The organism is Klebsiella sp. RHBSTW-00484 (assembly GCF_013705725.1).
GTDB lineage: Bacteria > Pseudomonadota > Gammaproteobacteria > Enterobacterales > Enterobacteriaceae > Klebsiella.
The window spans coordinates 4,821,443-4,834,164 of sequence record NZ_CP055481.1; the positions used below are offsets into that span (position 1 = coordinate 4,821,443).

9 protein-coding genes are annotated in these 12,722 nt (G+C 57.9%); 7 read left to right on the forward strand and 2 right to left on the reverse strand.

Annotated elements, in window-relative coordinates; genetic code table 11:
- Window positions 1-15: 15 nt before the first annotated feature.
- Both HV213_RS22725 and fbpC read left to right on the forward strand, forming a co-directional pair.
- Complete coding sequence (locus HV213_RS22725) at window positions 16-2,094, forward strand: ABC transporter permease (RefSeq protein ID WP_181483406.1); 2,079 nt, start codon at window positions 16-18, stop codon at window positions 2,092-2,094.
- 11 nt (window positions 2,095-2,105) lie between these two features.
- Window positions 2,106-3,143: a ferric ABC transporter ATP-binding protein gene (gene fbpC, locus HV213_RS22730; protein WP_181483407.1), complete on the forward strand. Its 1,038-nt coding sequence runs from the start codon at window positions 2,106-2,108 to the stop codon at window positions 3,141-3,143.
- Between the two features lie 264 nt (window positions 3,144-3,407).
- On the opposite strand, the gene mmuM is transcribed toward fbpC, so the two are convergent.
- Both mmuM and mmuP read right to left on the reverse strand, forming a co-directional pair.
- On the reverse strand, window positions 3,408-4,340 hold the full coding sequence (mmuM, locus tag HV213_RS22735; protein ID WP_181483408.1) for a homocysteine S-methyltransferase: 933 nt from the start codon (window positions 4,338-4,340) through the stop codon (window positions 3,408-3,410).
- A complete protein-coding gene (gene mmuP, locus HV213_RS22740; protein ID WP_181483409.1) occupies window positions 4,327-5,733 on the reverse strand; it encodes an S-methylmethionine permease in 1,407 nt (468 codons plus the stop codon). The genes mmuM and mmuP overlap by 14 nt, the downstream gene beginning before the upstream one ends.
- Before the next feature lie 229 nt (window positions 5,734-5,962).
- Between mmuP and HV213_RS22745 the strand changes: the two genes are divergently transcribed.
- The 5 genes from HV213_RS22745 to HV213_RS22765 all read left to right on the forward strand — a co-directional run bounded on the left by HV213_RS22745 (window position 5,963) and on the right by HV213_RS22765 (window position 12,709).
- Window positions 5,963-7,345 (forward strand): glycoside hydrolase family 28 protein, encoded by a 1,383-nt coding sequence (locus HV213_RS22745; protein WP_181483410.1) that lies wholly within the window; start codon window positions 5,963-5,965, stop codon window positions 7,343-7,345.
- Window positions 7,346-7,653: 308 nt separating this feature from the next.
- A complete protein-coding gene (eat, locus tag HV213_RS22750) occupies window positions 7,654-9,033 on the forward strand; it encodes an ethanolamine permease (RefSeq protein ID WP_181483411.1) in 1,380 nt (459 codons plus the stop codon).
- Window positions 9,034-9,044: 11 nt separating this feature from the next.
- Window positions 9,045-10,433 carry an ethanolamine ammonia-lyase subunit EutB gene (locus tag HV213_RS22755; protein WP_181483412.1) on the forward strand — a complete coding sequence of 463 codons (1,389 nt, stop codon included), beginning with the start codon at window positions 9,045-9,047 and terminating at the stop codon, window positions 10,431-10,433.
- Window positions 10,430-11,206, forward strand: a complete 777-nt coding sequence (gene eutC / locus HV213_RS22760; protein WP_181483413.1) for an ethanolamine ammonia-lyase subunit EutC — start codon at window positions 10,430-10,432, stop codon at window positions 11,204-11,206. Before HV213_RS22755 ends, eutC begins: the two co-directional genes overlap by 4 nt.
- Before the next feature lie 396 nt (window positions 11,207-11,602).
- The gene (locus HV213_RS22765) at window positions 11,603-12,709 is read left to right on the forward strand and encodes an ABC transporter substrate-binding protein (RefSeq protein WP_181483414.1); all 1,107 of its coding nucleotides are present in this window, start codon (window positions 11,603-11,605) and stop codon (window positions 12,707-12,709) included.
- The last annotated feature ends 13 nt before the right edge of the window (window positions 12,710-12,722 follow it).

The following is a 12,722-nucleotide window of genomic DNA, read 5'->3' on the forward strand; positions in this document are numbered from 1 at the left end:
AACACCGGAAAACTTATGTCACACACACTTGCACTCCATCCCGTGAAAAAACGGGATGCGATATTCCTTTGGGTTTTGTTCGGCTGGCTGGCGTTCGCCCTGCTGCCGAGCTGGAGCCTTGATTACGGTCTGCTGGAGTCCACGAGCGATGAAATTCTCGCGGCCTACGGCTGGTCACAGTTCAACATCAGTTGGTTGTGGTATTTGCTGCCGAGCCTGCTGCTGATTCGTCCATGGCAGGAAGCCAGGCGTGAGCAGCGCAGCCGTCATTATCTCGATGCAGGCTGGGCGTTCTGCTGTATGGCGTTTATCGTCATCAGCGCCACCGTGGAAGGCCGCGGGTTAGGCTACGCCACCATCGTGCTGTTTGTGGCGCTGGGCGCGATTATGACCCTGGCGCTGACCCGCCTGGAATGGCTGGGCGGCGACCGTTTTGTGATTGGTTCGCTGGTCACCATCGTGGCGTTGATTGGCGTGTTTATCGTCTGGCCGAGCATCGCTATTTTCATCCCGATGTTCACTAACGACGCGGGCGAATTTGCCCCGCTGGCGTTTATGGCCGTGCTGTCGCAGGCGCATATCGTGCAGGTGATCCTCAACTCCATCGCCCTGTCGATGGCGGTTGGCGTTGGCTGCACCTTCTTTGGTCTGGTACTGGCGATCTACACCACCCGCATCGCCAAACGCAGCGCGATTATTGGCCGCATCTTCTCGATTCTGCCGATCGTCACCCCGCCGTTTGTCGTCGGCCTCGGGGTCACCCTGATGATGGGGCGTTCCGGCTACATTACCGAATTGATGGTCGACTGGTTCGGGCTGACCAACACCAACTGGCTGTACGGGTTTACCGGCATCTGGCTGGCGCAGGTACTGGCGTTTACCCCGATGGCGTTTATGATCCTCGATGGGGCGATTAAGACCATTCATCCGTCGCTGGAGGAGGCGTCGTACACCCTGCGTGCCAGCCGCTGGCAGACCTTTAACGGCGTTTTCGTTCCGCTGCTGAAACCAGCGCTGGCGAACGCATTTTTAATCGTCATCGTCCAGTCGCTGGCCGACTTCAGTAACCCGCTGGTGCTCGGCGGCAACTTTGACGTGCTGGCAACGCAGATCTACTTCTACATCACCGGTTCGCAGCTCGATTATCAGGCGGCGAGCACGCTCGGCGCGTTCCTGCTGCTGTTCTCGCTGCTGGTGTTCTGCATTCAGTATATGTGGATCGGCAAGCGCTCTTACGTCACCGTTTCCGGTAAGTCCTACCGTGGCGACGTACAACCACTGCCGGTCACCCTGGTATGGAGCGTGATCGCCATTCTGGCGGTATGGATCGCCTTTAACGCCCTGCTCTACGGCAGCATTTTCTACGGCAGCTTCACCGTCAACTGGGGCGTGGATTACACCCTGACGCTGGATAACTTTATCAAGCTGTTCGGCCAGGGAATGAGCGACGGAGCATGGCCTTCCCTGCTCGACACCCTGCTGTACGCCGGGATTGCCGCGCCAATCACCGCCGCCTTCGGGTTACTGATCGCGTGGATCGTGGTGCGCCAGCAGTTTAAAGGCAAAAAGACCATCGAGTTCACCACCATGCTGTGCTTCGCGGTACCGGGCACCGTGGCGGGCGTGTCCTATATTCTCGCCTTTAACAGCGCGCCGGTGTACCTCACCGGTACGGCGGCGATTGTGATTATCTCGATGGTGATGCGTAACGTGCCGGTGGGTATTCGCGCCGGGATCGCAGGTCTGGGGCAGATCGACAAGTCGCTGGACGAGGCGTCGCTCAGCCTGCGCGCCGGTTCCCTGCGCACCATTACGCATATTCTGCTGCCGCTGCTGCGTCCGGCGATCCTCTCGGCGCTGATCTACAGCTTTGTGCGCGCCATTACCACCGTCAGCGCCATTGTGTTCCTCGTCACACCGGATACCCGCGTGGCGACGGCTTACATTCTGAACCGCGTGGAAGATGGCGAGTACGGCGTGGCGATCGCCTACGGCTCGATTCTGATCGTGGTGATGCTGGCGATTATTTTCATCTTTGACTGGCTGATCGGGGAAGCGCGTATCTCCCGTTCAAAAGCCAAAAACCAGGCGTAATGGAGCGCACTATGAGTCAGAAAAATTTTGTTGAGCTGCGCAACGTCACCAAGCGATTCGGCAGCAACACGGTTATCGACAATATCAATCTCACTATCCCGCAGGGGCAAATGGTGACCCTGCTCGGCCCTTCCGGTTGCGGCAAGACGACCATTCTGCGCCTGGTCGCCGGGCTGGAAAAACCGAGTGAAGGACAGATTTTCATTGATGGCGAAGACGTCACTCATCGCTCTATTCAGCAGCGCGATATCTGCATGGTGTTTCAGTCTTACGCCCTGTTTCCGCATATGTCGCTGGGGGACAACGTCGGCTACGGTCTGAAGATGCTTGGCATGTCGCGCAGCGACGTGAAGACGCGGGTGAAAGAAGCGCTGGCGATGGTAGATCTGGAAGGATTCGAGGACCGCTATGTCGATCAAATCTCCGGCGGCCAGCAGCAGCGCGTGGCGCTGGCGCGCGCGCTGATCCTCAAGCCGAAGGTGCTGCTGTTTGATGAGCCGCTAAGTAACCTCGACGCCAACCTGCGGCGCAGCATGCGCGATAAGATCCGCGAACTGCAAAAGCAGTTTGATATCACCTCACTGTACGTCACCCACGATCAGAGCGAAGCCTTTGCGGTTTCCGATACTGTGCTGGTGATGAACAAGGGGCATATCATGCAGATTGGATCGCCGCAGGATCTTTACCGACAGCCTGCGTCGCGCTTTATGGCGAGCTTTATGGGCGATGCCAACCTGTTCCCGGCCGCCTTCAGCGAGGATTTTGTCGATATTTATGGCTATCGGCTGCCAAGACCGCTGCATTTCGCCGTCCAGGGCGAAGGCACCGTCGGCGTACGTCCGGAGGCGATTACCCTGAGCGATCGCGGCGAGGAGAGCCAGCGCTGCGTGATTCGTCACGTGGCCTATATGGGGCCGCAGTATGAGGTCACGGTGGAGTGGAACGGGCAGGAGCTCTTATTGCAGATTAACGCCACCCGCCTGCAGCCGAACGCCGGAGAGCAGTATTACCTCGAAATCCACCCGTACGGGATGTTTGTTTTATCCTAGGTAAAAGTAAGGTAAAAGCAAAAAGGCAGCTCAGCTGCCTTTTTTAGTGCTTGCTCCCTCTCCCCAAAGGGGCGAGGGGATCGCTCCTCTGCGCCGGGCAAGTCGGTTTTCTCCCTCTCCCTGTGGGAGAGGGTCGGGGTGAGGGCATCAGGCCGCACATACTCCCCTCACCCTAACCCTCTCCCCAAAGGGGCGAGGGGATCGCTCCTCTGCGCTGGGCAAGTCGGTTTTCTCCCTCTTCCTAATGGGCGAGGGAGTTAATCCTCAGCGCTGCGCGTTCAATTCAGCAATATCCTTCGGCGCCGTCCGACAGCAGCCGCCAATCAGCTTCGCGCCCGCCGCCAGCCACTGGGGTAAATATCCCGCCAGCGTGGCGCACGCTTCGCCGTGATGGTGCCAGGTTTTGGTTACCGGGTCATAGTGTTCGCCTGAATTCGGGTAAACCACCAGCGACAGCGGCGTCAGGCTATGCAGGTGCTCCAGCGCGGCAGTAGTATTTTCCAGCGCGATACAGTTAATTCCCAGCGCCACCACCTGCGGGTAGTCTGCCAGCACGGCAATGACTTCGCGCAGCGGTGTGCCGTCGCTGAGATGCTGCGCATCGCGCAGGGTAAACGAGAACCATGCCCGCGCGCGCGGGTATTCCGCCAGCAGCTCAGCCAGCGCCTTAATCTCAGTAAAATTCGGTAGCGTTTCGCAGGCTAACAGGTCAGCTCCGGCGTCGAGCAGCGCTTCCACGCGCGGACGGTGGAACGCCTGAAACGCTTCATGGCTGCGGACATAATCGCCGCGATACTCCGAACCATCCGCCAGATATGCGCCGTACGGCCCGACAGACCCGGCTACCAGCAGCGTGCCCGCCAGCGGGTTTTCGGCAAGATATGCTTCACGCGCTTTGCGGGCCAGCTCTACGCTTTTGCCAATCAGCGCTTTCGACTGAGCTTCGTCCAGCCCACGGGCGGCAAACCCCGCCGGAGTGGCCTGATAGCTGGCAGTGATCGCCACCTGCGCGCCGGCGCGGAAATAGTCGAGGTGGACTTCGCGAATAAGGTCCGGATTGTCGACCAGCACTTTCGCCGACCACAGGCTGTCGGCAAGGTTACAGCCGCGCGCTTCCAGCTCCGTCGCCATCGCGCCATCCAGCAGGACAAAGGGCTGTACGTCAAGAATGGCGGTTAACGGATTATTCTGCGACATGTTGAGGCTCCTGGGTGAGTTTCCGTGAACGAGTCAGATAATACGCACCATAACACAGTGCCACGAACGGGATCCCGCACCACAGCGCAATCCGCTGACTCGGGTCAAACGCCAGCCCCACGCAGGCCACCAGACACAGCACAAATCCCAACACCGGCACCAGCGGATACCACGGTGCGCGATAGTGCAGCTCGCTGAGCGCTTTCCCCTGCTGAATGTGGCGACGGCGGAACATAAAGTGCGAGGCGCAGATGCTCAGCCATACCGCCACCACCGCAAAACCGGAGATCGCCGACAGCGCGACAAACACCGTGTCCGGGGCAATCACACTGGAGAACAGCGCCAGCACGCCGCCGAGCATGCTCACCGAAATCGCCGTCAGCGGTACGCCGTTTTTGGTCAATTTAGTAAAACAGGCCGGCAGCGTTTTTTCATTGGACAGCGACCACAGCATCCGCCCGGAGGCGTAAAGCCCGGAGTTGGCCGCCGACAGAATCGCCGTCAGGATCACAAAGTTAAAAATATCCGCCGCGTAAGGAATGCCGACTTTTTCAAACACCAGCACAAACGGGCTTTTCTCCACTCCCGCCTGCTGCATTGGGATCAGCGCCGCCAGCACAAAAACGGTGCCGATAAAAAAGATAATCAGTCGGGCGATAGTGGTGCGAATAGCCACCGGAATGACTTTATGCGGATTTTCCGTTTCCCCCGCCGCGATGCCGATAAGCTCGGTGCCGGAGAAGGCAAAATTCACCGCCACCATGGTCATCAGGATCGGCAGGCCGCCGTGCGGGAACCAGCCCTCGGCGGTAATATTCGAAAGCCCAGGCGCAGGCGAACCATCCTGCATCGGAATAAAGCCGAAGATCGCCGCGCCGCCGAGGATAATAAAGGCAATGATGGTGACCACTTTCACCAGCGAGAACCAGAATTCACCTTCGGCAAAGAAGCGGGTCGAAATCACGTTGAGGGCGAAAATCACCACGCAGAACACCACGCACCAGATCCATACCGGCACCTGCGGGAACCAGTACTGCATACAGAATCCGGCGGCGGTAAAGCTGGAACCCAGCGCCACCGTCCACGTTAGCCAGTACAGCCACGCCACGGTATACCCCGTCGCCGGGCCGAGGTAGCGCGCGGCGTAGACGTGAAACGCGCCAGTTTCCGGCATCGCCACCGAGAGTTCACCCAGACACTGCATCACCAGCCACACGACCAGCGCGCCAATCAGATAGGCCAGCAGCGTGCCCGCCGCCCCGGTGGTGGAGATGATGTAGCCGGTATTAAAAAATAGCCCTGTGCCAATAACGCCACCCAGCGACAGCATAATCAGGTGACGGGTTTTCATGGTGCGCTTGAGTTGCCCACCTTGTTGTTGTGTTGTTTGCATTTGACCTCATGGGCGTATAGACATCTAAACATCCAGATTAGATATTCCTTATACCGCGCCCGATATGAAATTGCAAAGCCACCTGGCTTGCTACCTATGCATCCGCCCAAATCATCAGCGCTGCTTATGGGCAAAATAACGACAAACTGCAAATCGTGATCGCCGCACCCAAAAAATCAAAACAATGGTGCTAGTTTTACAAAACAATAAACCATAAAAGGATAATTCTATGTCAACCCGCACTTTACCTCTGTGGGCGGCTGCTGCCGTTGTCGGCATTTTGCCGCTGCAGGCCGCGCAGGCCGCCACCTCGGTTAAGTTTCCCGATAAAGTCTGCAACATTACTCAGTACGGCGCTGAAGGCCATCGACTGCAAATCGCGCTCAATACCGACGCGATTCAAAAGGCGATTGATGACTGCGCCGCCGCCGGAGGCGGGACGGTACTGGTGCCGAAAGGTAACTTTCTGACCAACCCGCTGTTCCTGAAGAGCAATATTCAGCTCAAGCTGGAGAAAGACGCGACTTTAGTCGCTTCTACCGAAGTGACCGCTTACCGTGGCGATGACAAAACTAAATACGCCGAAGCGGAAAATGGCTGGCTGCCGTTTATCAGCATTGCTGATGCGCAAAACGTGGCTATCGTCGGCGAAGGTACCATCGATGGTCAGGGCGCGGTGTGGTGGGAGCGCTGGCGGGAAAACATCCGTGCGACAGGCAAAAAAGGCGGCACCGATCGGCCACGACTGATTTACATCACCCGTTCCAGCAACGTGCTGATTGACGGCGTGACCCTCACCCATTCACCCAGCTTCCACGTAGTCACCCGCTACGCGCACGATGTTGATATCAACGGCACACGTATTCTTTCGCCGTGGCATGCGCCAAACACCGACGCCATCGACCCTATCGATAGCCAGAATATCCGTATTACCAATAACTATATCGACTGCAACGACGACCATATCGCCATTAAGGCCGAGAAAGCCGATCCGCGCTTCCCGGAAGGCGTGGTGGATAATATCTATATCGCCAATAACACCCTGAAGCAGGGGCGAGGGATCTCCATCGGCAGCGAGAGCGCGGGTGGCGTGAACAACGTGCTGGTGGAAAATAATACCTTTGAAGGTTCGATGTACGGTATCCGCATTAAAAGCCCGCGCGGTAAGGGCGGCGAGGTGAAAAACATCGTTTATCGTAATACCAAAATGCATAACGTCGAAGTCCCGCTGGTCTTCTCTGCCTATTACAAAGCCGCGCCGATTGTGCAGGCCGAAGTCGATAAGCTGCTACAGGCGGGCGGCTTTACCCTCGGCGAGCAGATCTATCCGCCGGACAGCGATCCAAAGCAGCCGTTCGATAAATACAAAACCCCGCACTTCAGCAATATCACCGTTGAGAATTTAACCTCTACCGGTGCCAGCAAAGCGGCTGCCTACATTATCGGCACCCCGGAAGCGCCGCTGAGCGGTTTCCATTTTACCAACGTCAATATCGAAGCCGCCCACGGCCTGCGCATTCGTAATGCCGAGCTGGAGACCAAAGGGCTTAATCTGCAGGTGAAAGAAGGCCCGGCGATTCAAAAAGACGCGGGGGCCATCGTTCACCAGTAACGCTACATTTGCGGGCAACTGCACCACGGCGACTCTCCCGCCGGGTGTGGTCTGCCCTTTTTTTGATCGTCACTGGCTTAGAGCCTATCCCAGTAGGCGTAATCGTTGCAGGCAGTTTGGACACGGACAGCGCGCAAGAACCGGAGCGTACACGTAGTACGTGAGGATTCTGAGCACTGCCCAGGGCCAAACTGGCAAATAAGATAGCCCTAATGGGATAGGTTCTTAAACCACAGCGTTTATAAGTGGTATGACCTGGCACTCTCTTTGCAATCATCCGGGTAACTTTATCTGGCGAGGCAACGAACATGACAGAGCAAACCACAACGCTAAAAAGAACGCTCGGCAGTTTCCGCTTATGGGGGATTGCCGTTGGGCTGGTTATTTCCGGAGAGTATTTCGGCTGGAGCTACGGCTGGTCCCAGGCCGGGACGCTGGGCTTTATGATTGTTGCGCTGGCGATTGCCGCCATGTATTGCGCCTTTATTTTTAGTTTTACCGAGCTGACCACCGCTATTCCGCATGCAGGCGGGCCTTTTGCCTACGCCTACCGCGCTTTTGGCCCGACCGGCGGCTTTATTGCCGGCTTCGCGACCCTGATTGAGTTTGTCTTTGCCCCGCCCGCCATTGCCATGGCCATCGGCGCCTACCTTAACGTACAGTTTCCGGCGCTGGACCCGAAATGGGTGGCCTGCGGTGCTTACCTCATATTTATGACGCTGAATATTCTTGGCGTCGGGATCGCCGCCACCTTTGAGCTGGTGGTCACCCTGCTGGCCATCTTCGAGCTGCTGGTGTTTATGGGCGTGGTTGCGCCGGGTTTCTCCTGGAGCCACTTTACGGCTAACGGCTGGGCGGGCGCGGAGAGCTTCAGCGGTCTGGCGCTGCCGGGCATGTTTGCCGCCATCCCGTTTGCTATCTGGTTCTTTCTGGCGATTGAAGGCGCATCGATGGCCGCCGAAGAGGCCAAAGACCCGCAGCGCACCATTCCCCGGGCGCTGGGCGGCGGCATCCTGACCCTGACCGTGCTGGCAATTGGTGTAATGGTCTTTGCCGGGGGCGTCGGCGACTGGCGAACCCTGGCGAATATTAACGACCCGCTGCCGCAGGCGATGAAAATGGTGGTTGGCAGCAGCAGCGGCTGGCTGCATATGCTGGTGTGGTTGGGGCTGTTCGGCCTGGTGGCGTCGTTCCACGGGATTATTATGGGCTACTCACGGCAGATTTACTCCCTGGCGCGCGCAGGCTATCTTCCCGCCAGCCTGGCGACGCTGAACCGCCGTACCCGCACGCCGCATCTGGCGATCCTCGCAGGCGGCGTGGTTGGTATCGCCGCCATCTTCTCTGATTCGCTGATCACCATTAGCGGGATGCCGCTGACCGCCTGTATCGTCACGATGTCGGTATTTGGCGCTATTGTTATGTATATCACCTCGATGGCGGCGCTGTTTAAACTGCGCCGCAGCGAGCCGAAGCTGATTCGCCCGTTCCGCGCGCCGCTCTATCCATGGGCACCGGCCTTTGCCCTGGCGATGGCGGTACTCTGCCTGGTGGCGATGGTCTGGTACAACCCGCTGCTGGCGCTCATTTTCGCCGCCATGATGCTCGGCGGCTATCTGTGGTTTCGCAAGACCGCAGGTGCCCGCCAGCGCGCGGCGGTAGATCCGCAGCTGCGCACGGTCTCCTGAGGAGTCGACACATGTATAAAACTACGCTATCGGGCCAGGTATGGCGTTTTGATAGTCTGAAGACACTGATGGCGAAAGCCTCCCCGGCGCGTTCCGGCGACGCGCTGGCGGGGATCATCGCCGAGTCCGCCGAAGAGCGGATGGCAGCAAAAATGGCGCTGGCGGAGGTGCCATTGACGGAAATTCTCGCTAATCCGCTGATTCCCTACGAGCAGGATGAAGTGACCCGGCTGATACTCGATACCCACGACAGCCAGGGCTTCGCGGCGATTCGCCATCTGACGGTCGGCGATTTTCGCGACTGGCTGCTCGATGATGCCACCGACGAGGCGGCACTACGCCAGGTCGCAAGGGCGATAACCCCGGAGATGGCAGCGGCGGTCAGCAAGCTGATGCGTAACCAGGATCTGATCCTCGCCGCCAGCAAATGCCGGGTCGTCACGCGTTTTCGCAATACTATTGGCCTGCCGGGGCATCTCAGCGTGCGCCTGCAGCCGAATCACCCCACCGATGATATGAAAGGGATCGCCGCCAGTATGCTCGACGGCCTGCTGTACGGCGCGGGGGATGCGGTGATCGGTATTAATCCGGCCAGCGACAGCCTGCCGGTACTGGCGCAGCTTAACCATATGCTCGACGATATTATTCAGCGCTTCGCTATCCCCACCCAGTCGTGCATTTTGACCCACGTCACCAACACCTTACAGCTGATTGAGCGCGGCGCGCCGGTGGATCTGGTGTTTCAGTCGGTGGCCGGGACCGAGGCCGCCAATAGCGGTTTCGGCATTAATCTGGCTCTGCTGCAGGAGGCCCGGGAAGCGGCGCTCAGCCTGAATCGCGGCACGCTCGGCAACAACGTGATGTATTTTGAAACCGGTCAGGGCAGCTGTCTTTCCGCCAATGCCCATCACGGCGTTGACCAGCAGACCTGCGAAGCCCGCGCCTATGCCGTCGCCCGCCATTTCGAGCCGCTGCTGGTCAATACGGTGGTGGGCTTTATCGGCCCGGAATATCTCTACGATGGCAAGCAGATTATCCGCGCCGGGCTGGAAGACCATTTCTGCGGCAAGCTGATGGGGCTGCCTATCGGCTGCGACGTCTGCTACACCAACCACGCTGAAGCGGATCAGGACGATATGGATACCCTGCTGACGCTGCTGTGCACCGCCGGACTGACCTTCCTGATCGGCGTACCGGGAGCTGACGATATTATGCTCAACTATCAAAGCACCTCGTTTCACGATGCCCTGTATGCCCGCCGCCTGCTGGGTTTAAAACATGCGCCGGAGTTTGCCGACTGGCTGGCGAGGATGCAGATTATTGACCGCCACGGCGCGCTGCGTCTGACCGATGCCCGCCATCCGCTACTTTCCGTCCTGCCGCAAGGAGCACCGGTATGAATCCTCCCGACGCCTGGAACCCGCTGCGTGAATTTACCGATGCGCGGATTGCGCTGGGCCGTAGCGGCGCGAGCCTGCCGACCCGAGAAGTGCTCAATTTCGGCCTCGCTCACGCCAGGGCGCGCGACGCCATCCACCAGCCCTTCGCCAGCGACCAGCTAGAACAGCCGCTGGCGGATTTGGGCCTCTCTTCGCTGACCGTCCACAGCGCCGCCAGCGATCGGCATGTTTATCTGAATCGCCCGGATCTGGGACGATGCCTGAACGATGCGAGCCGCACTGATCTGGCCGCCAGCCGCGCACGTCCCGCCGACCTGCTAATAGTGGTTGGCGACGGGCTGTCGTCATACGCCGTACAGCGCCAGGCGCTGCCGCTGATCCGTGCCCTTCTCCCCTACCTGGAAACGCTTGGGTTGAGCCTTGCTCCGGTGGTGCTGGCGCACCAGTCGCGGGTCGCACTGGGCGATGATATTGGCGAAACGCTGAAGGCCAGAGCGGTAGCGATTCTGATTGGCGAAAGACCGGGACTCTCTTCGCCGGATAGCCTTGGGGTTTATTTGACCTGGCAGCCGCATCGTCAGCGGCTGGAGTCGGAGCGCAACTGTATTTCCAATATTCGCCCGGAGGGACTGAGCTATGATGCCGCCGCATTTAAGCTGGCCTGGCTGCTGGAGCAGGCCTTTTTACGGCGGCTAACCGGGGTGCGCCTGAAAGATGAAAGCGATAATCCGGCGCTGCATGGAAAAATAAAACCTTTGAGCCAATTAAAATAATTGGCCGCGCGAGCAGCAGAATAGATTTTTAATATTCATGACGCACCTGAATATTATATTCAGGCGCGTGCTGAAATTGCGGATTTTCGAGGCCGGGCAAGGCGTCAGCTGCTACCCGGCAAAATGCGTTCACCGTACCAAAAACAGGGCTGTCATCAGCCTTATGCCCTTTCCTGCAGGTAATAAGAATATTGCATGAGTAAAAATGAAACGAACGTTGTAAGGTAAATCTGCGCATTAAATATATCTCGTTATCCATTCAAAATAACGCCAAATAATTCACCACTTTCTCTGGTGAGTTATTTCTCGATGTTATGCAGTCATTGATGGTAGTGCCCTAAATAATTGACCGACGATGAGGTAAAAATGAAAAAGTTTTCCGGGAAAGCGTCTTTAATGGCCATGCTGGTTGCTGCGTGGGTCGGTGCCAATAGCGTACAGGCGGCTGAAATTAAAATCGGCGTGGTATTGCCGCTAAGCGGCGCGCTGAGCGGTTACGGACAGCCATCACAAAAAGGGCTGGATATTATTCAGAGCATTACGCCGACATTAAAAAATGGCGACACCGTTAAGCTTATCGTGATTGACGATAAGAGCGACAAGGTCGAAGCCGCTAACGCCATGCAGCGCCTGGTTTCCAGCGATAAAGTCGATGCGGTGATCGGCGAAGTCACCTCCTCCAATACCCTGGCGATGACCAAAATCGCCGACGACAGCAAAACGCCGCTGGTCTCCTCGACCGCCACCAACGACCGCGTCACCCGCAACCACCCTTACGTTAGCCGGGTCTGCTTCTCCGACAGCTTCCAGGGCGTGGTTGGCGCAAACCTCGCCTCCCGCGACCTGAAAGCCAAAACCGCCGCCATCGTCTTCGACAGCAGCAACGACTACTCCGTCGGCCTGGCGAAGGCCTTCCGCACTCAGTTCCTGAAAAACGGCGGCACCATCCCTATCGAAGTTCAGGCCCCCGGCGGCAGCAAAGACTTTAAAGCCCAGTTGGCCAGCGTGAAAGCGAAGAACGTCGACATGATTTATATGCCGATTTACTACACCGAAGGGGCGCTTATCGCCGTGCAGGCGAAACAGTTGGGGCTGAGCAAACCGGTGGTCGGCGGCGACGGTCTGGCGGCGGATCAGGTCTTCTTTGACGTCGGTAAAGACGCGGTCAACGGCTATATGACCACCGATTACTATTCGCCGAACGCCAAAGAGCAAACGCCAGCGGGCGAGGTGTTTATCAAAGCCTGGGAAGCGAAATATCAGCAGCCGACCCATACCTGGGGCGCAATGGCAGCGGATGCGTATAACGTCATTATCAACGCCATGAACCAGTGCAGCGACCCGCATGATCGGGTTTGCGTTAACGAAAAAATTCGCGCCACCAAGGACTTCCAGGGCGTGACCGGCACTCTGACGTTGCAAAACGGCGACGCTATCCGCAGCGCGGTCATCAACGAAGTGAAGGATGGCAAACTGGCGTTTCGTACCGTGGTCAATCCTTAACCCCGTCATACTT